This window comes from Pseudomonas sp. GL-B-19 (assembly GCF_019956415.1).
Lineage (GTDB): Bacteria > Pseudomonadota > Gammaproteobacteria > Pseudomonadales > Pseudomonadaceae > Aquipseudomonas.
In genome coordinates this window covers 108,913-130,218 of sequence record NZ_JAHBDK010000086.1, presented here as the reverse complement: position 1 = coordinate 130,218, position 21,306 = coordinate 108,913, and the positions used below count along the sequence as shown (strand labels likewise).

Sequence of the window (21,306 nt, the reverse complement as noted above, 5' to 3'; positions counted from 1 at the left end):
TCTGTAACGCCTTTGGGGCAGTGCTCTCTAGTGCTGTGTCGGGACTGAACAACATTCCAGCCGACAACCCTGACGATAACCGAGGATACAAAAATGAATTTCAAATCCGCTACTTCTGGTGCCGCTCTCGCTTTCGCCGCTGCCACCCTGTTTGCCGGTGTTGCCACTCAGGCTCAGGCCGCCGACGCAGCTCAGGTTCACTGCTACGGCGTGACCTCGTGCAAAGGCATGAACGATTGCAAAACCGCAGAAAACGCCTGTAAGGGGCAGGGGGTTTGCAAAGGTCACGGTTTCAAGGCGATGACTCAGACCGAATGCATGAACGCCGGTGGCAAGGTCGGCGCATAACCGACCACCGCTTGGCGCCGCGGTGGTTTCCCCCTTGCCACTGCGGCCATTTTGCGAGGAGTCCGCAAATGTCTGCATCCCTTCCGTGTCTGGGCTACGGCCTGGGTTTACGCAGTGCTTACTACCAACAAATTCTTGATCAGTCGCCGGCCGTGGACTGGTTCGAAATCGTCTCCGAAAATTTTATGGTGCAGGGCGGCAAAGCCCTTTACTACCTTGACGCCATCGCCGAGCGTTATCCGCTGGTGATGCATGGCGTGTCGTTGTCCATCGGTGGGCCTCATGCGCTGGATTCGGGCTATCTGCAACAACTCAGACTGTTGGCTGATCGAGTAAAACCGGCGTGGATTTCCGATCACTTGTGCTGGAGCCGCGGCAACGCCCATCAGCTTCATGATTTGCTGCCATTACCGTACACCGAAGAAAGCCTTCATTACGTCGCGGACCGAGTGCGTCAGGTGCAAGACTTTTTGCAGCGTCCACTGGTGTTGGAGAATGTCTCCAGCTATGTGCGTAGCGCTGGCGATGATTTCAGCGAGTGGGAATTTCTTGAAGCACTGAGTCGGCTGAGCGATTGCGAGTTGTTGCTGGACGTGAATAACGTCTATGTCAGCTCACGCAATCATGGCTTCGATCCGTGGACATTCATTCAAGGATTGCCAGCGAACAAGATTCGCCAACTTCACTTGGCGGGCCACAGCGATTACGGCGATTACGTCATCGACACCCATGACCATCCCGTCAGCGATCCGGTCTGGGCGCTTTACCAACGAACCCTCGACTACCTCGGCCCGGTCGCCACGTTGCTGGAGCGCGATGACCATTTCCCGCCTTTTGAAGAATTGCTCACTGAACTGCAAACAGCCCGGGAGCTGGGCGAGGGCGTGTTGGCCCGGAGACAGAAATGCGCCTGAACGATTGGCAACTGGCCTTTGAATGTTACCTGTTGGGAGAGTCTTCGACGGCTGATATCGCGCTCGGTTCAAGCCTGATCGGCGGCCCGACGCTGGGTGTCAGCACCGGGCTGGCGATTTATCACAATGCTTATCAAGCGCGGCTTCAGGAAGTGTTGCGCGGCGACTATCCGGCGATCCTGAACTGGCTGGGTGACGACGAGTTCGAACAGCTCGCCGCAGCTTATTTGCGTCAGAATCCCTCGGCTCATTACAGCCTTCGTTGGCTCGGCAATGGGTTCGAGGCGTTCATTCGCCAACATTTGGTGCCTGAGCAAAGTGCGCCATTGGCCGAACTGGCGGCGTTTGAATGGGCTTTCACGCTGGCATTCGATGCGCATCCAGGAACGCCGTTGACGATGCAGGACATGGTGATTTTGGCACCGCAAGACTGGCCGACGCTGCAAGTCAGCCCCAGTCCATCACTGCAATGGCAGGAGTGTGCCTTCAACAGTGTGGCGATTTGGCGATCGGTAAAGGATGAAACTACGTTTCCCGGCAGTACGGCGCTCGACGATCCCCACGTGGTGGTGATTTGTCGAAATGATCTTGTTTGCCAGTATCGGAGCCTGGAGCCTCTAGAGGCCAACGCTCTAAAAGGCATGTTTGAGCGGGACTGGAATTTTGCTGAACTGTGCTCTGAATTGACAGTCATCTATGGAGAGGGCGCACCACTTCAAGCTGTAACCTGGCTTAAGCAGTGGATTCACGATGGCTGGTTGCAGATTCGCTGATTATAGAAAACGGCTAGTAATTGGATAGCCAGCTAATTTTCAGAGATGGTCTACCCTCACATCAGACGTCTGAAACAAGGGGATTGTCCATGCTCGCGCACCTTCCACCGGCCTTACAGAATCTGCAGTTACCGTTACGCCTGCGACTCTGGGACGGCCATGAATTCAATCTGGGACCGACGCCCAGCGTCACGATTGTGGTCAAGGATCCACAAATGGTTACCCAGTTCACCCATCCAAGCCTGGACGCGCTCGGAGCGGCGTTTGTCGAGGGCAAACTTGAGCTGGAAGGTTCCATCAGCGACGTCATCCGCGTCTGCGATGAATGGAGCCAGGCGATGTTGGACGAGAACGACGACGATCAACCCGTTCGTACCGCCCACGACAAGGAAACCGACGCGAAGGCCATTTCCTACCATTACGACCTTTCCAACGCGTTCTATCAGCTGTGGCTCGACAGCGACATGGCGTATTCCTGCGCGTATTTCGAGACCGGTAGTGAAACTCTGGAGCAGGCCCAGCAGGCCAAATTCCGCCACTTGTGTCGCAAGTTGCGGTTACAGCCTGGCGAATACTTACTGGATGTCGGTTGCGGCTGGGGCGGGCTGGCGCGGTATGCAGCGCGGGAGTTCGGCGCGAAGGTGTTTGGCATTACGCTCAGCAAAGCGCAACTCGATCTGGCACGCGAACGCGTGAAAGAGGAAGGTCTGGAAGATCTGGTCGAATTGCAACTGCTCGACTACCGCGACCTGCCTCAGGACGGGCGCTTCGACAAAGTGGTCAGTGTCGGCATGTTCGAACACGTGGGCCACGCCAATTTGGCGGAGTACTGCAAAACCTTGTTCGGCGCGGTGAAAGAGGGCGGTCTGGTAATGAACCACGGGATCACCGCCAAACACATTGACGGCCGGCCGGTGGGGCGCGGTGCCGGCTACTTCATTGGGCAATATGTGTTCCCCAACGGCGAGCTGCCGCACCTCTCGATGATCGCTGCTGAAATCAGTGACGTGGGGCTGGAGATCGTCGATGTCGAAAGCCTGCGCCTGCATTACGCGCGTACCCTGGATCACTGGAGCGAACGCCTGGAAGACAATCTGGAAGCGGCGTCCAGGCAAGTCCCGGAGCAAACCTTGCGGATCTGGCGGCTGTACCTGGCGGGATGCGCTTATGCATTTGCCAGGGGCTGGATCAACTTGCACCAGATCCTCGCGGTTAAAGCCCATCCTGATGGCAGCCATGAGCTGCCATGGACGCGCGACGACATCTACAACCCTTAAAGAATCGGTGAAATAAGCCGGGCGACCCGCATGCCGAATTGCTGCACGCGGCGGGTCTCCCGGCCTTCGTCTTTGGCGATTTCATGCGCCTGAGCGAAGTCATCGTTGAGCATCTGTTCCACCTGCGCGGCAAACACGCTGTCGACCGTCAACAACATCACTTCGAAGTTGAGCCGGAACGATCGGTTGTCCATGTTGGCACTGCCGATGGCGCTGATTTCACTGTCGATCAACACCACTTTCTGGTGCAGGAAACCGGGTTGATAACGGAATACTCGAACACCGGCGCTTACGGCTTCGAAGGCGTACAGGCTGGAGGCGGCGTAGACGATGCGGTGGTCTGGACGAGAAGGCAGCAACAGTCGCACATCTACACCCCGCAACACTGCCAACCTGAGTGCCGCAAATACCGCTTCGTCGGGGATGAAATAGGGGGTGGTGATCCACACTCGCTCAGTCGCGGCATGGATGGCTTCGACGAAGAACAACGAACAGGTTTCGTAGGAATCCGCCGGGCCGCTCGCCAAAAATTGGCAAAGCACGCCGTCGTCGGGATACACGTCCGGCAGGATCAATGGCGGCAATGACCGCGCAGCCCAAAACCAGTCTTCGGCAAACGACTCCTGCATACAGGCCACCACCGGACCGCGTACTCGAACATGTGTGTCTCGCCACGGCGCCAGCGGTGGTTTCTCGCCCATGTATTCGTCGCCCACGTTATGTCCGCCCACGAAGCCCAGCACTCCATCGACCACTACGATCTTGCGATGGTTGCGGAAGTTGACCTGGAAGCGGTTGAGCCAGCCACTGCGGGTGGCGAACGCTTTGACTTCAACGCCGGCATCGCGTAACGGTTGCACGTAACTTTTGGGCAGGGCGTGGCTGCCAATGCGGTCGTAAAGCAGGTAAACCGCGACGCCTTCGGCGGCTTTTTTCAGCAGCAGATTGTGCAGGCGTTGGCCCAGACGATCATCGTGGATGATGAAAAACTGAATCAACACCGCTACCTTAGCGTTGCTGATGGCTTCGAAAATCGAATCAAACGTGGCATGGCCATTGATCAATAAGTGCACTTCGTTGTTCGCCAGGCACGGCATTCGGCCAAGCTTGGGCATCGCCCGCAACGACGCGTAAGCATTGGACGCACGAGCGGTCAGTGCCTCCTCGAACCATGGACGCCAGTTGAGTTCGGAGACGGCTTTGCGCATCTCTTCGTTGGCCTGGCGCCGAGCCTTGATGTAACCATCAAAGGTACTGCTGCCGAAGATCAGATACGGAATGAGTGTGAGGTAGGGCATAAACACCAACGAAAGCGCCCAGGCGATCGATCCCTGAGCGGTACGTACGTTGAGCACGGCGTGAATGGCCGCGATTGTGCCCAGCGAGTGAAGCAGTGCAATGGTGTAGCCGAAAATGTGTGGTCCGAAGTAATCCATGGGGGCAGCCCTGCTCCTGAAGATTCAGTGCTTAACAGACCATGTTCCGTGCAAAATGTCGCTATTTAATTGGCCCATGAACCGAAACCGAAGGTTGGCGTCTAACGGCCACTACTGATCAGGAGTTACTCGATGAACGTTCGTCTGCTGGGTTTGGCCATGGCTATTGGTTTGTCACTTCCTGTGGCGGCTCATGCACAGAAACTGCAACCCGGATTGTGGGAATTGACCACAAGCAACATGAAGGTCGATGACCAGAACCTGCCGGACTTACAACTGATCCTCGGTCAGTTGCAGAGCCAGATGACCCCGGAACAGCGCGCGCAACTGGAGAAGCAGGGCATTACCATGGGCGGCAAAGGAATTCGGGCATGCCTGACGCCGGAGCAGGTGCAGACCGACGACATTCCACTGACGGACCCGCAATCGGGCTGCAAGCAGGAAGTCACCGACCGCACCGGCAACCAGTGGAAATTCCGTTTCAGCTGTCCCAAAGCGCAAGGCGCCGGTGTGGCCACGTTCCTCAGTGACCGTGAGTTCACGACCAAGGTCAACGGCACCTTCAACGCCACCGGCATCCAGCAAAAGGGCAGTCTCGAAAGCCGCGCTGTGTGGCTGGGGCAGGATTGCGGAACGGTCAAGCCAAGAGCCTAAGACCTTCCTTCGCCGTAAACCCGCTTCCTGCATGATCGTGTGGGGGCGGGTTTGATTCAGCTACTGACACGCCTCCTCCCAGTTCCACCGGCTTTCGGCGACGGCATCGTGAGCGTGAAGGCTCTCAGCGTGGACCACGCGAATGTGGAAGGCGCTGATATCGGGGGAGCGTTTCAAGGCAACGTTCAGACGTCGCGCAGCGTCTTCGCAGAACATCAGGTTCTGACCATTGGCCAAAGCGAATGCCTGTTCATCGGCGCGCTTTACCGCTGTTTGTACGGCGGTGCCGAGTGCTGCTTCGGCCTCGTTGATGAGTGCAATCAGCGGCAGGTCATCCCGATGATTGTCCAGCCGCAAGCACAAATGCGCGGTGCTGCGTTGACTATGGGGCGTCGCTATGATGCCTTTTGTGGAACCGAGCCATGCCAAAACGTCCGCGTGTTGCAGTGACGTGGCGGCAAAGTCATCGATGAATTTCTGCTGAATCAACTGCCGTGACAGTGCCGCTGAGCATGGGCATGTCGAGGAATAAGCAACGTTGATTTTCAGTTCCACGTGGAACATCGCGTTTTTCAGACGCGCTTCGATGCTCACTGGATAGGTTTTCCAGCCGGCCAATGGGCTGATTAACGCCGGCCGTTTGAGCAGTAAGTCGCCGTGGATTTTTAAGTACGCGCTGGTGGAAAGTCCCTGGTGAGTATCGAGAAAACGTTGCAAGACTCGTCGCAATAGAGTGGGACTCAGGTTTTCCTGCTCGAGCATTTCCAGCGCCAGATACAACCGTGACATATGAATCCCGCGTGCCTCTCCTTCATCGAGGCTCACTCCAGCGTCAGCCCTTGCACTCATTCGCTGACCATCGAATAAAACAGGAAGAGCAATGCCGCACATGCCCACCCAGTCGAGTGGCAGTGCTTGGCGAGAGGCTTGCGCAGCAATATCCGGCAGAGTCAGCGCGTTCATGGGCAGATCCATCGTAAAGAGGTGGCTTGATTGTATTGTTATACTATAACATCAAATCAGGCCCGACTCTGCGACCGGGCATCCCTGTGAGGAATACCTGATGCCCAATCGTCTCCCGGTGACCGTCCTGTCGGGCTTTCTCGGTGCCGGAAAAAGCACGCTGCTTAACTACGTATTGCGTAACCGCGACAACCTGCGGGTCGCCGTCATCGTCAACGATATGAGTGAGATCAACATCGATGGCAATGAAGTCCAGCGTGATGTCAGCCTGAACCGCGCAGAAGAAAAGCTCATCGAAATGAGCAACGGCTGCATTTGCTGCACCTTGCGCGAAGACCTGCTCGACGAAGTCAGCAAACTCGCCAGGGATGGTCGCTTTGATTACTTGTTGATCGAATCCACCGGCATCTCCGAACCGCTGCCCGTGGCGGAAACCTTCACCTTCCGTGATGAAAAAGGGCAAAGCCTGGCCGACATCGCGCGGCTCGACACCATGGTCACCGTGGTGGATGGCGTGAACTTCCTGCTCGACTATCAGGCTGCCGAAAGTCTCGGCTCACGCGGTGAAACGCTGGGCGAGGAGGACGACCGCTCGATCACTGACCTGTTGATTGAGCAGGTCGAATTCGCCGACGTCATCCTGATCAGCAAGATCGACTTGATCAGCAGCTGCGAGCGCCAGGAGCTGATCGCGATTCTTCAACGCCTCAACGCGAAGGCAGACATCATCCCGATGGTCATGGGTGAAGTACCCCTGGAAAAAATCCTGAACACCGGTCGCTTCGACTTTGAAAAGGCCGCTCAGGCGCCAGGCTGGTTGCAGGAACTACGTGGTGAGCACGTGCCGGAAACCGAGGAATACGGCATCGCCTCGACTGCTTACCGAGCCCGTCGCCCCTTTCATCCACAGCGCTTTTTCAGCTTTATCGACCGCCCATGGGTGAATGGAAAACTACTGCGCTCCAAAGGTTTTTTCTGGCTGGCCAGCAAACCCATGGACGCCGGCAGCTGGTCCCAGGCTGGAGGTTTGATGCGCCATGGTTTCGCTGGGCGCTGGTGGCGTTTCGTGCCGAAAACCCAGTGGCCGCAGGACGAAGAAAGCACGGCCGGGATCATGGAGAACTGGACCACCGCCACCGGAGACTGCCGCCAGGAGTTGGTGTTCATCGGCCAGAACATAGACTTCGCACAGCTCTGCGCCGAACTCGACGATTGTCTGCTGACGGATGCCGAAATGGCCTTGGGTGTCGAAGGTTGGCGATTGCTGGCAGACCCGTTTGGCCCATGGCACGAAGAGGCTGCCGCCTGATGTTGGCGCCGAGTCTGAAGCGGCGTCCCGCGGTTCATCCCGTTCAAGGCGAAACGCCGCAAACGCTGGCCCGAATCCTCGATGACGACGTAAACCTCGCCATTTGGCAGCGCCAACTCCCGGTGCATATCGTAGATTTTGGTCAGTTGCTGCTGTCCCTGAACGCACCGCTAGCCGAGTCGTTGGTCCTGGAGTTGCCGAGCGATGACGCCGAACCCAATCTGCAGGGGCTGGCCTCAGGCTTCAGCGATCTACAAGGGTATGAGGGGTTCATTGCCGACGTGTCGTGGTTGGTCAGCGCGTTTGCCTGTTTGTTGGGCGCCAAGCGCATCGGCCTGCGTCTACGGGTACTGGACAAGGCCATGTGCCCGCGTTTTCACGTCGATCACGTGCCGGTGCGGTTGATCACGACGTATTCTGGCATCGGCAGTCAGTGGCTGCGAGAGGGCGTTATGGAGCGTCGCCAACTGGGCAGGCCTGAGGCCGAACCTGTACAAGATTCGCTGATCGAGCAAATCGCCAGCGGGGAAGTGGCGCTGTTCAAAGGCGAGAAATGGCATGGTAACGAAGGTTTCGGCCTGATCCACCGCTCGCCGCAACCGGCACCGGGCGAGCGTCGTTTGATCCTGACCCTCGATTGGCTCGGCTAACGCCTCAAGGCTTGAGCCAGTTGCCTTGGCTCTGTGTTTCGCAAAACGGCTTCAAATAGGCAGCATCGGTGGCCACGCCGTAATAGTGAATATCCTGCCGGTAAGGCATATTGGCAACTTGAGCGTTGCTGCACACCCCGAATGCGCCGGTTGGGCATTGGTCGACGTACTGCACGTCGACTGTTTGCCCGGCCAGATTGGGCTGGCAAAAGCCGTCGGTAAAGAGTTTTTCCGGGATGTTTCTGTTCTGCTGGCAGACTTTCACGTCCAATCGCGCGGATGTGGTATGTACCACACAAGCTTGGGCAAGTACCTCGCTGGAACACAGCGCCAGCAGTAACGACAATCCCATCAACCGCATCTTTTACCTCCTCAGAAAATGCCGACCATGTTGCAGAACATTCCCACTCACGTCATTGCGGGCCCTTTGGGCGCAGGCAAAACCAGCCTGATCAAGCACCTGTTGACGCAGCGGCCGGTCGGCGAGCGCTGGGCGGTGCTGATCAACGAATTCGGTCAGATTGGCCTCGACGCTGCGCTGCTGACCTCGGATACCGATGGTATCGCACTAGGCGAAGTGGCCGGCGGCTGTTTGTGTTGCGTCAATGGGGCACCGTTTCAGATCGGGCTCGGGCGGTTACTGCGCAAGGCAAAGCCGGATCGGTTGTTCATAGAACCCTCTGGCCTTGGACATCCGGTCCGGTTGCTTGAACAGTTGAGGGAGGCTCCGTGGGGCGGTGTACTGTCGGTACAACCCTGCGTACTGGTGCTGGACGCCCAGGCGCTCGCTGCCGGCAAACCGCTGCCTGAGGCGCAACAGGAAGCGTTGAACAGCGGCGGCCTGTTGGTGTTGAACAAGGCGGAAGGCCTCGACTTCGATGATCGCCAGCGAATCGCCGCGCGGTTACCTCCTGGTCCTCTGTATTGGACGCAGCAAGCTCGGTTGCCGTTGAGCAACTTGCCCGGGCTTCATGCACGGGCTGTAGCGGGTGTGGATAACTTCGTCGCGCCCAAGGGGCTGGCGCAGATGCCCGCCATCTGGACCGATCCCGCGCTGCCGATTTGCTTGAGTCAGGAGCAGGAGGGGGGCTGGAGCATCGGCTGGCGTTGGCATCCGAGCCAGACGTTCGATGCGGCGCTCATTGGCCAATGGCTTGAAAGCCTTTCCTGGCGGCGGGCGAAGCTGGTTATCCACAGCGTCGACGGTTGGGTTTCGGCCAATGCGTTGGATAACTCGGAACTGGAATGGAAGCCCAGCGAATGGCGCCAGGATTCGCGGATAGAGCTGATTTTCAGTGAGCCGCAGGATGTTGAATCACTGCAAAGCGTTCTGGCCGACTGTCGGTCGGGTTAAGGGCGCCACTTGGTGTGTTCTTGCCGCCACTGGCTCAACTCGATCACCTCGGCGCGCGGCTTCGCTACATCGACTACGACAGGCGTGTCGTCAAACGGCATCGGGTAGGGCGCCAGTTCGATCTGCGCGCTGTGGGCGCCGAATTGCGTGATGGTGCCGTTGTGGCGGGTTTCACCGGTCACGGTGAATTCAAAGTTGTACACGCGGGCCAGGCGCCGCCGGCCGTTGGCGTCTTTGATGAACGCGATCTTTTTCAGGGCGACGTTGCCGTCCAGCAACTCGATGCCGAGCTTGGCACAATGCTGTTTGACCCGCTCCAGCGCGCGCTCGCGTAAGCCGTGGTTGTGCCACAGCCACGCGCCACCGGTGGCGAGCAGCATCAGCACGAAGATATTTCCGAGGGTCAGCATCAACAGATTGCTCCAACTAGATGGTGTCAGCTTAACTGCGTCGCCGGTCTGTCGTACAGGCTGCGTTTCGTCGCATACTGAGCGGCTTGAATTTCAATGATTTTACGGAAAACTCACCGCATGAAACGCACGCCCCATCTGCTCGCCATTCAGTCCCACGTGGTGTTCGGCCACGCTGGCAACAGCGCCGCGGTTTTCCCGATGCAGCGGGTCGGGGTGAATGTCTGGCCGCTCAACACCGTGCAGTTCTCCAACCACACCCAGTACGGCCAGTGGACGGGTGAAGTGCTGGCACCCCACCAGATCCCTGAGTTGGTCGAAGGCATTGCCGCGATTGGCGAGCTGGGCAACTGCGATGCGGTGCTGTCCGGCTACCTCGGTAGTGCTGCTCAGGGCCGGGCGATCCTGACCGGCGTGGCGCGCATCAAGTCGATGAATCCCAAGGCACTGTATTTGTGCGACCCGGTGATGGGCCATCCGGAGAAAGGCTGTAGCGTACCGGCCGAAGTCAGCGACTTCCTGCTGGAAGAAGCGGCGTCGGTGGCTGACTTCATGTGCCCGAACCAGTTGGAACTGGACAGCTTCTCGGGACGCAAACCGCAGTCACTGTTCGATTGCCTGGCCATGGCGCGAGCGCTGTTGGCGCGTGGGCCGAAGGCGGTATTGGTCAAGCATTTGGACTATCCCGGTAAACCGGCGGATGGCTTCGAGATGTTGCTGGTGACTGCCGAGGGCAGCTGGCATCTGCGTCGCCCGCTGCTGGCGTTTCCGCGTCAGCCGGTGGGCGTGGGCGACCTGACGTCCGGGCTGTTCCTGGCGCGGGTGTTGTTGGGCGACAGTCTGGTCGCTGCGTTCGAGTTTACAGCGTCTGCGGTGCATGAAGTGCTGCTGGAGACTCAAGCTTGCGCCAGCTATGAGCTGGAACTGGTGCGGGCGCAGGATCGGATTGCTCATCCGCGGGTACGGTTTGAGGCGACGGCGATCAGTCTCTGATCCGTGTTGAACCCATTCGCGAGCAGGCTCGCTCCCACCCTTGAACTGTGTCGCTCACAAATTCACTGTGGGAGCGAGCCTGCTCGCGATGGCTATCTAAAACGGGTCACAGATCTCAGGCATCACCCTTGATTTCCTGATACCGCTTTTCCAGCTCCTGACGAATCTGCCGACGCTGCTGTGCCTGGATGAAGCGGCGTTTTTCTTCGCTGTTATGCGGTTGCAGCGGCGGGACGACAGCGGGTTTGCGGTTGTCATCCACCGCGACCATGGTGAAAAAGCAGCTATTGGTGTGGCGCACCGAGCGCTCGCGGATGTTCTCGGTCACGACCTTGATGCCCACCTCCATGGAGGTGTTGCCGGTGTAGTTGACCGAAGCCAGAAAGGTCACCAATTCGCCGACATGAATCGGCTCGCGGAAAATAACCTGGTCCACCGACAGAGTCACCACGTAGCGACCGGCATAACGGCTGGCGCATGCATACGCGACTTCGTCGAGGTATTTGAGCAAGGTGCCGCCGTGGACATTGCCAGAGAAGTTGGCCATGTCAGGGGTCATCAATACCGTCATCGACAGTTGTGCGTTTCCGGGTTCCATAGCGTTCTCACGGTTCAAGGCGCAATTTCAGGGGCGCACCTCTGCGGGTGCCTTGTCAGCTTTTTCAAACCAACAGTTATCGGGACGCCGGGCAGGTGGCTGCCGTCACGCCTGGGCCGATCTGTTTCCATATATTGCACCGCCTTTGCGACGGAAGTCGTGGTGTTAACCTCCAAAAGTCCCCTGAGGAGCTCCGCGCCATGCATGACATCAGTTTCATTCAGGATTTGGCGGTGATCATGTTGATCGCGGGCATGGTGACTGTGTTGTTCCATCGCTTCAAACAGCCGGTGGTGCTGGGCTACATCGTCGCCGGTTTCATCATCGGTCCGCACACGCCGCCGTTCAGCCTGATTCACGATGAAGACACCATCAAGACCCTCGCGGAACTAGGGGTTATTTTCCTGATGTTCTGCCTCGGCCTGGAATTTAGCCTGCGCAAGCTGTTCAAGGTCGGCGCCACGGCGTTTATCGCGGCGTTCCTGGAAATCGTGCTGATGATCTGGATCGGTTTCGAGATCGGTCGCTGGTTCGGCTGGAACACCATGGACTCGCTGTTCCTCGGCGCGATCCTGGCGATTTCCTCGACCACCATCATCGTCAAGGCACTCAACGACCTGAAGATGAAGAACGAGCGCTTCGCGCAATTGATCTTCGGTGTGCTGATCGTCGAGGACATCCTCGGTATCGGCATCATCGCGTTGCTGTCGAGCATTGCGGTCAGCGGCACGGTCAGCTCCGGCGAAGTGTTTTCCACGGTCGGCAAGCTCTCGCTTTTCATGATTGTCGCGCTGGTCATCGGGATTTTGCTGGTGCCACGGCTGCTGGCGTACGTGGCCAAATTCGAAAGCAACGAGATGCTGCTGATCACCGTGCTCGGCCTGTGTTTCGGTTTCTGTCTGCTGGTGGTGAAGCTGGAGTACAGCATGGTGCTCGGCGCGTTCTTGATTGGCGCGATCATGGCTGAATCGCGACAGCTGTTGAAAATAGAGCGTTTGATTGAACCGGTTCGTGACTTGTTCAGTGCAATCTTCTTCGTCGCCATCGGCCTGATGCTGGATCCGATGATCCTGCTGCAATATGCCTGGCCGATTGCGGTCATTACCGTGGCTGTGGTGCTTGGGAAGATGTTGTCCTGCGGTCTTGGCGCCTTTATCGCCGGGAATGATGGGCGCACCTCACTGCGTGTGGGGATGGGGCTTTCACAGATTGGCGAGTTTTCTTTCATCATCGCCGCACTGGGCATGACGCTGCAGGTCACCAGCAACTTCCTCTATCCGGTCGCCGTGGCTGTTTCGGTGATTACCACGCTGCTGACACCGTACCTGATCCGCGCGGCCGATCCGCTATCGATCAAGCTTGCTGGCGTGATGCCGCAACGGCTGGGCAGGGTTTTGGGGATGTATGGCGAGTGGCTGCGCAGCATTCAGCCGCAAGGCGAGAGCGCGCTGCTGGCGTCGATGATTCGGCGGATTTTGTTGCAGGTGGGGGTCAATCTGGCGTTGGTGATTGCGATTTTTTTCTCGGGCGCGTATTTCGCCGAGCGCATGTCTGCCTGGCTGGAAGATTGGATCAGCGACCCGAGTTGGCAGAAAGCTTTGATTTGGGGTGGGGCACTGCTGTTGTCGCTACCGTTCCTGATCGCCGCCTATCGCAAGCTCAAGGCGCTGTCGCTGCTGTTGGCAGAGATGGGGGTGAAGCCGGAGATGGCAGGCCGTCACACGCAGCGAGTGCGTCGGGTGATCGCCGAAGTGATTCCGATCCTCTCGCTGCTGGTGATTTTCCTGCTACTGGCAGCCCTGTCGGCCAGTATTCTGCCGACTAACAAGTTGCTGGTATTGATCATCGTGGTCGCTGCCGCCGTCGCGGCATTGCTCTGGCGCTGGTTCATCCGCGTACATACGCGGATGCAGGTGGCCTTGCTCGAAACCCTGGAAAACCACAAGCAATCGTCCGGGCATTAACCACGCGGAGCAGCAGGCGTTTCAGCTTTCCAGCCAGACATCCCGCGCCCAGTGCCACACGGATTCCCAGGTTTCTTCGGCGAGCAGTTCTTCCTCGGCCAACCACAACACCACGGTGCCGTCTTCTTCGACCAGGTAGTAGTTGTCACCGTCCTGGCAGATCGGGATCATGCTGCGATCGACGCCAGCGTCCCAGGCGTTGGCGGCAACGTCCGGCAGGTAGGTGTGGGATTGCGGGTCGGTGACGGTCACCGGCTCCAGGCTGCCGTAGACCACGTCGCTGACGGTCAGCAAAAATTCTCTGAAGACGAACGGGATGTCGATGAACAGTTGTTCTTCGATTTCCACGATCTGATCTTCGTCAGGCAGTTCCAAGGGGACCGGTACCGGTTCGTTGGCTTCACGCAGTTGTTCAATGATTTCTTCCACGTCCGGGATCCTCTTGCTTGATGGCGCGGTTTAGTTGGGGCGGTTTATACAGTAGCTCGCTATAGATGCAACCGCGAAATAGAAAACCCCAGCCGAGGCTGGGGTTTTTTTTACTACAGCATACTTAACGCAAGGGGGATCAGCCGTTCTGGCGGATACCGGCCACCAGCCACGGCTGGTTTTCGCCCTGTGGACGTTCCATGTTCCAGCTTTCGCTGAACACTTCGCCCTGGTCGAAGCGCGAGGTCTTCGACACACCGCTGAAGGTCAGGGTGGCGATGGTCTTGTCGGCACGGTCATCCACGCCGTCCAGTTGAACATTGAGGTTATCAATGTAGGTCGACTGGAAACCTTCGCCCAGGTCAGCGCGTTCGCGTTTGAGGAACTCGAGTAGCTGCGGGGTCACGAACTCGGCGATCTTGTCCATTTCGTTAGCGTCCCAGTGTTGCTGCAGGGACTGGAAGTGGTTGCGGGCCGCTTCAATGAAGTTCTTTTCATTGAACCAGGCCGGAGCATTGATTACCGGACGAGCGGCAACCGGTGCAGCCGAACCGCCGAAGATCGAACCGCCAGCAGGCTTGTTCTCGAACACTTCACGCTGCATCGGCGCGTGGCCAGCCGGAGCCATGTGCTCCTGCTGCTTGCGACGACGAGCGGCGATGAAGCGGAAGACCAGGAAGGCAATGACCGCCATGATCAGGATGTCGAAGATCTGCATGCCCTCGAAGCCGCCGCCCATGAACATGGAAGCCAGCAGGCCACCGGCAGCGATGCCGGCCAGAGGGCCGAGCCAGCGCGAAGCACCGCCAGCCTTGGCGGCAGCGCCTGCGGCACCGGCAGCACCAGCAGTCGCCGCAGCGCCGCCCATGCCTGGAGAAGAAGGTGCCATTTGGCTGGTCTGGTGAGTCGGCGCAGCGCCGGAGCTCTTGCCGCCACCAAAGCGCTTGGCGTTGGCGTCGAGGCTCATCGTCAGGCCGATGCACAACGCCATGGCGATGCTAAGAAAACGTTTCATAAAGGGTAATCCCATTTGTGGATGGCACGCGCGCCATGTTGCACAGCTGAAGTGTTACTGGCTAGCGGCAGAGTGTTTCGGGCTTTTGCCTGACAGGTTGCGTTCAGCTTCAGTCAGCGCAATAAGGCCTTTTACTTTGGTCCGTAGGACGAATGGATAGTTCTGTAGGAAAGATGCCTAGCGTCGCAGCGCGAGCAAGACCACACCGGCCGTGATCAGTCCGATTCCGCCCCATTGGCGCAGGTCGAGTTTTTCGCCCAGCAGGACCACGCCGAGCACCGCCACCAGCACCACGCTGAGTTTGTCCACCGGAGCGACCAACGAAGCCGGCCCCAGTTTCAGCGCGCGGAAGTAGCAGATCCACGAGGCACCGGTGGCCAGTCCCGACAGCAACAGAAACAGGTAGCTCTTGGCGGAGATCGATCCTAATGACTGATATTGGCCCGTGGCGTACAAAATCAAGGCCAGGCTGACCAATACCACCACAGTGCGTAGCAGGGTGGCGAAGTCGGAATTGACGTTTTCGATGCCGATTTTGGCGAAAATCGCGGTCATGGCGGCAAACGCCGCCGACATCAGGGCCCAGAATGTCCAGGAAGAAAAGAAGCCTGAGCCCATTATTTCGCGCCTTGTAAGATCAGCCTGCTGAAGTATGGATCAACACAAAACCCTATGGGAGCGAGCCTGCTCGCGATAGCCACACCGCGATTTAACAGATACACCGCAGCGATCCCAATCGCGAGCAGGCTCGCTCCCACAGAAAAGCTGATCAGATAGCCCTTAAATAGCTTCCAGCTTGGCGTAACCGAGCATCAGCCATTTGCTGCCTTCGCTGAAATTCACTTGCACCCGTGCCTGAGCGCCGGCGCCTTCGAAATTCAGGATCACGCCATCGCCGAACACCGAGTGCCGCACAGTCTGGCCGAGACTGAAACCGGTGTCCGGGATCTCGCTGCCGCCAAACAGGCTGCTGGAACTCTGCTGCTGACCGCCGCCGAATGGACGGCTGACGCTGTTGGACAGCCGCACTTCCTGAATCAGGCCTTTGGGCACTTCCCGTACGAAACGCGACACCTTGTTGTAGGTTTCGCTGCCGTACAGGCGTCGGGTCTCAGCATAGGTCATCACCAGATTATTCATGGCACGGGTGATGCCGACGTAGGCCAGACGGCGTTCTTCCTCAAGACGGCCGGGCTCTTCCAGGCTCATCTTGTGCGGGAACAGACCTTCTTCCATGCCCACCAGGAACACGTAAGGGAATTCCAGGCCCTTGGCGCTGTGCAAGGTCATCAGCTGAATGCTGTCTTCGTGCTCCTCGGCCTGAGTATCGCCGGCTTCCAGCGATGCATGGCCAAGGAACGCCGCCAGCGGCGTCAGGTCTTCGTCTTCTTCCGCGTTTTCGAAGTTGCGCGCCGCGCTGACCAGTTCCTCAAGGTTTTCTACCCGAGCCTGGCCTTTCTCGCCTTTTTCCGCCTGGTGATAGGCAATCAGCCCTGATTGCTCGATGACCGTCTGGGTCATCAGGTGCAGGGGCATTTCCATGCACTTGGCGGCGAGATTCTCGATCAGCTCGATAAAGGCGCCGAGCGCGCCAGCAGCGCGACCGGTCAGGCCTTTATTAGCCACCAGCAGGCGCATGGCTTCCCACATCGATACATCGCTGTGACGGGCGTGGTCGCGAATCGCTTCGACGGTTTTCTCGCCGATGCCACGGGCCGGGACGTTGATCACTCGCTCCAGCGCAGCATCATTGCCACGGCCTTCCAGCAAGCGCAGGTAAGCCATGGCGTTCTTGATCTCTGCCCGCTCGAAGAAGCGCTGACCGCCATAGATGCGGTACGGAATGCGCTCGCGCAGTAGGGCTTCTTCCAAAACGCGCGATTGGGCGTTGGAGCGGTACAAAATCGCGATATCGCTACGGGCCAAGCCGGTTTTCAGCGCGCTTTCAATGGTTTCCACTACATAACGTGCTTCGTCGTGTTCGTTGAACGCGGCGTACAGGTTGATCGCTTCGCCTTCGCCGCCATCGGTCCACAGCTCCTTGCCCATGCGCCCGGTGTTATTGGCAATCAGGGCGTTGGCCGCTTTGAGGATCCCGGCCGTGGAACGGTAGTTTTGCTCCAGACGAATGGTCTCGGCATCCGGGAAGTCGTCGGAGTACTGATAGATGTTCTCGATTTTCGCGCCACGCCAGCCGTAAATCGACTGATCGTCGTCGCCCACCACCATCAGGCTGTCGCCGCCCTTGGCCAGCAAACGCAACCAGGCGTACTGCACGGCGTTGGTGTCCTGAAACTCGTCCACCAGAATGTGCCGGAAGCGCTTCTGGTAATGGGCCAGCAAGCCCGGGTGATCGCGCCACAAGTCGAGGGCACGCAGCAGCAATTCGGAGAAGTCGATAACGCCAGCGCGTAGGCAAGCAGCCTCGTAAGCCTCATAAATGCTGCGCATGGTTGCCAGGAACAGGTCGCCGCTGGCTTGAATATGTTGCGGGCGCAGACCTTCGTCTTTTTGCCCGTTGATGAACCACTGGGCCTGCCGGGCCGGCCAGCGTTGTTCGTCCAGGCCCAGCTCGCGGATCACCCGCTTGACCAGCCGTTGCTGGTCATCGCTGTCGAGGATCTGGAAGGTCTGGCTCAGGCCGGCTTCCTGCCAGTGCGCACGCAGCAAGCGGTGCGCCAGGCCGTGGAAGGTGCCAACCCACATGCCGGCCGGGTTGAGCCCCATCAGCTGCTCGATGCGCTGACGCATCTCGGCCGCGGCCTTGTTGGTGAAGGTCACCGACAGGATCGAGTGGGGCGAGGCGTTTTCGACCTGGATCAACCAGGCGATACGGTGCACCAGCACTCGGGTTTTACCGGAACCAGCACCGGCCAGGACCAACTGACGACCCACGCGGGCAGCTACGGCCTGGCGTTGGGCATCGTTGAGTGAGTTCAGCAGAAGGGAGAGATCATCGCGCATCGGGGCATTCTAGGGTGCGCTGACACACCGGGCAAACCGAGCTTTGCATTAGCCGATGAAAGATCCACAAAGGACGACCGGTCAGTCACTCGCCGCAGGCGTTGGCGGGCCGCGCTCCAAGGGTTTTGGAGGGGCGGCGGGTGGCTGAAATATTGTCGAATTTGTGATCCGGGGCAGTTTGGTAAGGGCATTGGCTTGTGTATGCTCCGACGACGTTTCGGGCTCATGCTCATCATTATAAGAACAAGAACATTGCCTATGACCCTCAGCATCGACCTGTCGGGCCCCACCGTGGAACCTCGGGTTATCCGCAAACAGTACGCCATGGAAATGGCGGTCGAACGCACGCGCCTGCTTTATCAGGGCTCGCTGCTGCCCACGTTATTTATGTTGATCAATGGTCTGGTCTGCGCCCGGTTGCTCTGGAATCCGCAGCGCCATTTCCTGGTCAGCGTCTGGCTGGTGTGGCTTTTGTCGCTGGTGGCGTTACGGGTGATTCAGGTCGCGGCCTTCGATTCGGCGATTCCTGACCGGCAGGTGCATCCGATCTGGCGTCGTATGTTTTGGCTCGGCTCAGGCTTCACCGGCCTGACGCTGGCCGGCGCCGGTATTGCGTTGGTGCCCGCCGACAATTTCATGCAGCAAGCGTGGGTGTTCGGCCTGATCGGCGCCGCCGCCCTTTCTGCCAGCGTTGCGTACGCGGTCAGCCTGCCGGCGTTTCTGTCTTTTACCTTGCCCTGCCTGTTGCCGGCCATCATCTATTTATTCTGGGGTGGCGACGCACAGGGTCAAGGCTGGGGTTGGTTCGGGTTGATTTTGTTGGGGGCGCTGAGTGTGATCGCCTGGCAGATCAACCGCTTGATCGACCGCGGATTGCTGCGGCGCTTCCAGAATCAGGCATTGATCGAGCACTTGCAGCAAGCGCAAAGCCGTAGCGATCAACTCAATCACCAACTGGCCAAGGAAATCGACCAGCGCCGCTGCGCCGAAGACCAACTACGTGAAGCCCAGGTCGAACTGGAAAACCGTGTTGCCCAGCGCAGCCTGGAGCTGGACGCCGCGAACCAGGCCCTGAGCAAGAGTGAAGCGCGGCTGGCGTTGGCGTTGAATGCCAGCGAGCTCGGGCTGTGGGACTGGAACCTGCAAACCGATGAAGTCCATCACACGCAGATCCAGGAATTGTTCGGCCTGGCACCGGAGTACGTGACGGCCATGCTTCGTCACCTCAAACCTCGTCTACACCCGGAAGACGTGCCGGTGCTGAAGCGAACGTTGGTCGAGCATTTGAAAGGCCGCAGCGAGGACTACCAGATCGAATACCGCGTGCGGCATGGCGATGGCCACTGGGTCTGGATTGAGGATCGCGGCAGGGCCGTTGAGCGCAGCGAAAATGGTCGGGTGATTCGCATGGTCGGCACCCGTCGTGACATCAGCGCAACCAAGACTCAGGAAGACCAACGCCAACTGGCAGCGACCGTGTTTGAAGCCGCCAGCGAAGGCATCGTGATTTTCGACCCCGATTATGCGTTGATCGCGGTCAATCAGGCCTTCAGCCGAGTCACCGGCTATGACATCGACGACATGCTGGGCCGTAACGTCGTCGAGTTACCGTGCAGTCGCGATGCGCGTCGACACTATGGTGCAATTCATCACGCGTTGGAGCAGCACGGGACTTGGCAAGGCGAGTTGGTGGAGACCCGTAAAAATGGCGAGCTCTATCCGCAATGGCTGCAACTGAACGTGGTGCGCGATACAAGGGGAAACGTCAGTCATATTGTCGGCTTCTTCGCCGATCTGTCGGCCCGTCGCGAATCCGAAGAGCGCATGCGTTATCTGACCCACTACGACGAGCTGACGGGCCTGGCGAACCGTTCGTTGTTCCGGGAACGGCTGCGCGAGGCCCACCAGCGCGTGCGTCAGGGCGGGCGTAGCCTGGCATTGCTGCACATCAATCTGGACCGCTTCAAATTACTCAATGACAGCCTGGGTCATGACGTCGCCGACCAACTGCTGCAGAAAATGTCCCGACGCCTGGTCAACGCACTGCCAGAGGCCGACACGATCGCAAGGCTTTCCGGGGATGAGTTTGCGGTGCTGTTCGATGCCTACGCAAACCTGTCGAGCCTGGCGCGAGTGGCGAAACGTTTGTCGAGCAAGCTACGTTTGCCGGTCACCGTTGATGGTCATGAACTGGTGATCAGTGCGTCCATGGGCATCAGCATGTTGCCGGACAACGCGCGGGAAATCACTGCGTTGGTCAGTCAGTCGAACATAGCCATGCAACACGCCAAACACTTGGGTGGCGATAACTTCCAGTTTTATACCGAAAGCCTGCAAGCCAGCACCCTTGAGCGATTGCAGCTGGAAAACCAGCTGCGCAAAGCCATTGAAGAACAGCAGCTGAAAGTTTTTTACCAACCCAAACTCTGCCTCGCCACGGGCCGACTGAACGCCGCCGAAGCGTTGGTGCGCTGGGATCATCCGACCATGGGTCGGGTGCCGCCGGGAGATTTTATCGGTCTGGCCGAGGAAATCGGCCTGATCGGCCCGATCGGCGAATTCGTATTGCGTCAGGCCTGCTGGCAAGCCTGCGAGTGGCAGCGGCAGGGGCTTGAACCGATCCGGGTGTCGGTCAACCTGTCGGTGCATCAATTGCGTCAGGGCAAGCTGGTCAGTCTGGTGCGCCAGGTGCTGGAAGAAACCGGCCTGGCGCCGCACTACCTGGAGCTGGAACTCACCGAAAGCCAGTTGCTGGACAGCGTCGAGCACATCCTCGCGACCTTCCAGCAGCTGCGAGATCTGGGGGTGAAGCTGGCGATTGACGATTTCGGCACGGGGTATTCGTCCCTGAGCTACCTCAAACGCATCCCGGTGGACTACGTGAAGATCGATCAGGCGTTTATCCGTGGTCTGGGGGAGGGGACCGAGGATGCGGCAATTACCCGGGCGATTATTGCGATGGCCCATGGTTTGTCGCTGAAAGTGGTGGCTGAAGGTGTGGAACGGCAGGAGCAGCTGGAGTTTTTGAAAGTCGAGCGTTGTGATGAAGTGCAGGGCTATTTGATCAGTCGTCCGGTCGAAGCCGAAGAACTGGCCAAGCTGTTACGTAAGGACGCTAACCCCTTGTAGGTGCTACATGGAGCGCACGTCGCCTGAAATGGGGACATCGAGTTACGCATTGAGCAGGCAAAAAGCCAATTCTTGTAGTATAACTACAAGCTTGCTACATCCCCGGCAACTGCCAATAACAAAGAG

General features: G+C 58.4%; 20 protein-coding genes. 11 read left to right on the top strand and 9 right to left on the bottom strand.

Annotation, left to right across the window (positions count from 1 at the left end; all coding sequences use genetic code 11):
* Nucleotides 1–93 precede the first annotated feature (93 nt).
* From KGB06_RS27315 to cfaB, 4 genes are all read left to right on the top strand, one after another.
* Complete coding sequence (locus tag KGB06_RS27315) at nt 94–348, top strand: hypothetical protein (RefSeq protein WP_223521320.1); 255 nt, start codon at nt 94–96, stop codon at nt 346–348.
* A gap of 68 nt (nt 349–416) precedes the next feature.
* Complete coding sequence (locus tag KGB06_RS27310) at nt 417–1,262, top strand: DUF692 domain-containing protein (protein WP_223521318.1); 846 nt, start codon at nt 417–419, stop codon at nt 1,260–1,262.
* Nucleotides 1,253–2,035, top strand: coding sequence for a DNA-binding domain-containing protein (locus KGB06_RS27305; RefSeq protein ID WP_223521316.1), 783 nt, complete (start codon nt 1,253–1,255; stop codon nt 2,033–2,035). Before KGB06_RS27310 ends, KGB06_RS27305 begins: the two co-directional genes overlap by 10 nt.
* Before the next feature lie 89 nt (nt 2,036–2,124).
* A complete protein-coding gene (gene cfaB, locus KGB06_RS27300) occupies nt 2,125–3,312 on the top strand; it encodes a C17 cyclopropane fatty acid synthase CfaB (protein ID WP_223521315.1) in 1,188 nt (395 codons plus the stop codon).
* Here the strand turns inward: cfaB and cls are convergent.
* Nucleotides 3,309–4,748: a cardiolipin synthase gene (gene cls, locus KGB06_RS27295; RefSeq protein WP_223521313.1), complete on the bottom strand. Its 1,440-nt coding sequence runs from the start codon at nt 4,746–4,748 to the stop codon at nt 3,309–3,311. The genes cfaB and cls overlap by 4 nt on opposite strands.
* A 132-nt stretch (nt 4,749–4,880) precedes the next feature.
* On the opposite strand from cls, the gene KGB06_RS27290 reads away from it, so the two are divergent.
* Nucleotides 4,881–5,402, top strand: coding sequence for a DUF3617 domain-containing protein (locus KGB06_RS27290; RefSeq protein ID WP_223521311.1), 522 nt, complete (start codon nt 4,881–4,883; stop codon nt 5,400–5,402).
* A 60-nt stretch (nt 5,403–5,462) separates the two neighbouring features.
* On the opposite strand, the gene folE2 is transcribed toward KGB06_RS27290, so the two are convergent.
* Nucleotides 5,463–6,365: a GTP cyclohydrolase FolE2 gene (folE2, locus tag KGB06_RS27285; protein ID WP_223521309.1), complete on the bottom strand. Its 903-nt coding sequence runs from the start codon at nt 6,363–6,365 to the stop codon at nt 5,463–5,465.
* Nucleotides 6,366–6,465: 100 nt separating this feature from the next.
* Here folE2 and zigA point away from each other — a divergent pair, with 100 nt between their 5' ends.
* The gene (gene zigA / locus KGB06_RS27280; protein ID WP_223521307.1) at nt 6,466–7,674 is read left to right on the top strand and encodes a zinc metallochaperone GTPase ZigA; all 1,209 of its coding nucleotides are present in this window, start codon (nt 6,466–6,468) and stop codon (nt 7,672–7,674) included.
* Complete coding sequence (locus KGB06_RS27275; RefSeq protein ID WP_223521305.1) at nt 7,674–8,324, top strand: DUF1826 domain-containing protein; 651 nt, start codon at nt 7,674–7,676, stop codon at nt 8,322–8,324. Before zigA ends, KGB06_RS27275 begins: the two co-directional genes overlap by 1 nt.
* Nucleotides 8,325–8,328: 4 nt before the next feature.
* Here the strand turns inward: KGB06_RS27275 and KGB06_RS27270 are convergent, their stop codons facing one another.
* The gene (locus KGB06_RS27270; protein ID WP_223521303.1) at nt 8,329–8,685 is read right to left on the bottom strand and encodes an NADH:ubiquinone oxidoreductase; all 357 of its coding nucleotides are present in this window, start codon (nt 8,683–8,685) and stop codon (nt 8,329–8,331) included.
* Between the two features lie 27 nt (nt 8,686–8,712).
* On the opposite strand from KGB06_RS27270, the gene KGB06_RS27265 reads away from it, so the two are divergent.
* Nucleotides 8,713–9,678, top strand: a complete 966-nt coding sequence (locus KGB06_RS27265) for a CobW family GTP-binding protein (RefSeq protein WP_223521301.1) — start codon at nt 8,713–8,715, stop codon at nt 9,676–9,678.
* On the opposite strand, the gene KGB06_RS27260 is transcribed toward KGB06_RS27265, so the two are convergent.
* The gene (locus KGB06_RS27260) at nt 9,675–10,088 is read right to left on the bottom strand and encodes a DUF3301 domain-containing protein (RefSeq protein WP_046030812.1); all 414 of its coding nucleotides are present in this window, start codon (nt 10,086–10,088) and stop codon (nt 9,675–9,677) included. The genes KGB06_RS27265 and KGB06_RS27260 overlap by 4 nt on opposite strands.
* A gap of 120 nt (nt 10,089–10,208) precedes the next feature.
* Here KGB06_RS27260 and pdxY point away from each other — a divergent pair, with 120 nt between their 5' ends.
* Nucleotides 10,209–11,081: a pyridoxal kinase PdxY gene (gene pdxY, locus KGB06_RS27255; RefSeq protein ID WP_223521299.1), complete on the top strand. Its 873-nt coding sequence runs from the start codon at nt 10,209–10,211 to the stop codon at nt 11,079–11,081.
* Nucleotides 11,082–11,196: 115 nt separating this feature from the next.
* On the opposite strand, the gene KGB06_RS27250 is transcribed toward pdxY, so the two are convergent.
* Nucleotides 11,197–11,679 (bottom strand): acyl-CoA thioesterase, encoded by a 483-nt coding sequence (locus tag KGB06_RS27250; RefSeq protein ID WP_027926265.1) that lies wholly within the window; start codon nt 11,677–11,679, stop codon nt 11,197–11,199.
* A gap of 200 nt (nt 11,680–11,879) precedes the next feature.
* Here KGB06_RS27250 and KGB06_RS27245 point away from each other — a divergent pair, with 200 nt between their 5' ends.
* Nucleotides 11,880–13,643 carry a cation:proton antiporter gene (locus KGB06_RS27245; RefSeq protein WP_223521297.1) on the top strand — a complete coding sequence of 588 codons (1,764 nt, stop codon included), beginning with the start codon at nt 11,880–11,882 and terminating at the stop codon, nt 13,641–13,643.
* 21 nt (nt 13,644–13,664) lie between these two features.
* On the opposite strand, the gene KGB06_RS27240 is transcribed toward KGB06_RS27245, so the two are convergent.
* From KGB06_RS27240 to uvrD, 4 genes are all read right to left on the bottom strand, one after another.
* Complete coding sequence (locus KGB06_RS27240) at nt 13,665–14,072, bottom strand: SMI1/KNR4 family protein (RefSeq protein ID WP_008073570.1); 408 nt, start codon at nt 14,070–14,072, stop codon at nt 13,665–13,667.
* 139 nt (nt 14,073–14,211) lie between these two features.
* On the bottom strand, nt 14,212–15,087 hold the full coding sequence (locus KGB06_RS27235; protein WP_223521295.1) for a Tim44 domain-containing protein: 876 nt from the start codon (nt 15,085–15,087) through the stop codon (nt 14,212–14,214).
* 177 nt (nt 15,088–15,264) lie between these two features.
* The gene (locus KGB06_RS27230; RefSeq protein WP_223521293.1) at nt 15,265–15,705 is read right to left on the bottom strand and encodes an EamA family transporter; all 441 of its coding nucleotides are present in this window, start codon (nt 15,703–15,705) and stop codon (nt 15,265–15,267) included.
* 162 nt (nt 15,706–15,867) lie between these two features.
* Nucleotides 15,868–18,051 carry a DNA helicase II gene (gene uvrD / locus KGB06_RS27225; protein ID WP_223521291.1) on the bottom strand — a complete coding sequence of 728 codons (2,184 nt, stop codon included), beginning with the start codon at nt 18,049–18,051 and terminating at the stop codon, nt 15,868–15,870.
* 258 nt (nt 18,052–18,309) lie between these two features.
* On the opposite strand from uvrD, the gene KGB06_RS27220 reads away from it, so the two are divergent.
* Nucleotides 18,310–21,180 carry an EAL domain-containing protein gene (locus tag KGB06_RS27220; protein WP_223521289.1) on the top strand — a complete coding sequence of 957 codons (2,871 nt, stop codon included), beginning with the start codon at nt 18,310–18,312 and terminating at the stop codon, nt 21,178–21,180.
* The last annotated feature ends 126 nt before the right edge of the window (nt 21,181–21,306 follow it).

What these genes read in the sequence shown, in the direction of transcription:
- cls (WP_223521313.1), bottom strand. Translation starts at nt 4,748, where the DNA reads ATGGATTACTTCGGACCACACATTTTCGGCTACACCATTGCACTGCTT.
- KGB06_RS27250 (WP_027926265.1), bottom strand. Translation starts at nt 11,679, where the DNA reads ATGGAACCCGGAAACGCACAACTGTCGATGACGGTATTGATGACCCCT.
- KGB06_RS27290 (WP_223521311.1), top strand. Translation starts at nt 4,881, where the DNA reads ATGAACGTTCGTCTGCTGGGTTTGGCCATGGCTATTGGTTTGTCACTT.
- KGB06_RS27275 (WP_223521305.1), top strand. Translation starts at nt 7,674, where the DNA reads ATGTTGGCGCCGAGTCTGAAGCGGCGTCCCGCGGTTCATCCCGTTCAA.
- KGB06_RS27315 (WP_223521320.1), top strand. Translation starts at nt 94, where the DNA reads ATGAATTTCAAATCCGCTACTTCTGGTGCCGCTCTCGCTTTCGCCGCT.
- KGB06_RS27305 (WP_223521316.1), top strand. Translation starts at nt 1,253, where the DNA reads ATGCGCCTGAACGATTGGCAACTGGCCTTTGAATGTTACCTGTTGGGA.
- KGB06_RS27230 (WP_223521293.1), bottom strand. Translation starts at nt 15,705, where the DNA reads ATGGGCTCAGGCTTCTTTTCTTCCTGGACATTCTGGGCCCTGATGTCG.
- cfaB (WP_223521315.1), top strand. Translation starts at nt 2,125, where the DNA reads ATGCTCGCGCACCTTCCACCGGCCTTACAGAATCTGCAGTTACCGTTA.
- KGB06_RS27245 (WP_223521297.1), top strand. Translation starts at nt 11,880, where the DNA reads ATGCATGACATCAGTTTCATTCAGGATTTGGCGGTGATCATGTTGATC.
- pdxY (WP_223521299.1), top strand. Translation starts at nt 10,209, where the DNA reads ATGAAACGCACGCCCCATCTGCTCGCCATTCAGTCCCACGTGGTGTTC.
- KGB06_RS27265 (WP_223521301.1), top strand. Translation starts at nt 8,713, where the DNA reads ATGTTGCAGAACATTCCCACTCACGTCATTGCGGGCCCTTTGGGCGCA.
- zigA (WP_223521307.1), top strand. Translation starts at nt 6,466, where the DNA reads ATGCCCAATCGTCTCCCGGTGACCGTCCTGTCGGGCTTTCTCGGTGCC.
- KGB06_RS27260 (WP_046030812.1), bottom strand. Translation starts at nt 10,088, where the DNA reads ATGCTGACCCTCGGAAATATCTTCGTGCTGATGCTGCTCGCCACCGGT.
- KGB06_RS27310 (WP_223521318.1), top strand. Translation starts at nt 417, where the DNA reads ATGTCTGCATCCCTTCCGTGTCTGGGCTACGGCCTGGGTTTACGCAGT.
- KGB06_RS27220 (WP_223521289.1), top strand. Translation starts at nt 18,310, where the DNA reads ATGACCCTCAGCATCGACCTGTCGGGCCCCACCGTGGAACCTCGGGTT.
- folE2 (WP_223521309.1), bottom strand. Translation starts at nt 6,365, where the DNA reads ATGAACGCGCTGACTCTGCCGGATATTGCTGCGCAAGCCTCTCGCCAA.
- KGB06_RS27235 (WP_223521295.1), bottom strand. Translation starts at nt 15,087, where the DNA reads ATGAAACGTTTTCTTAGCATCGCCATGGCGTTGTGCATCGGCCTGACG.
- KGB06_RS27270 (WP_223521303.1), bottom strand. Translation starts at nt 8,685, where the DNA reads ATGCGGTTGATGGGATTGTCGTTACTGCTGGCGCTGTGTTCCAGCGAG.
- uvrD (WP_223521291.1), bottom strand. Translation starts at nt 18,051, where the DNA reads ATGCGCGATGATCTCTCCCTTCTGCTGAACTCACTCAACGATGCCCAA.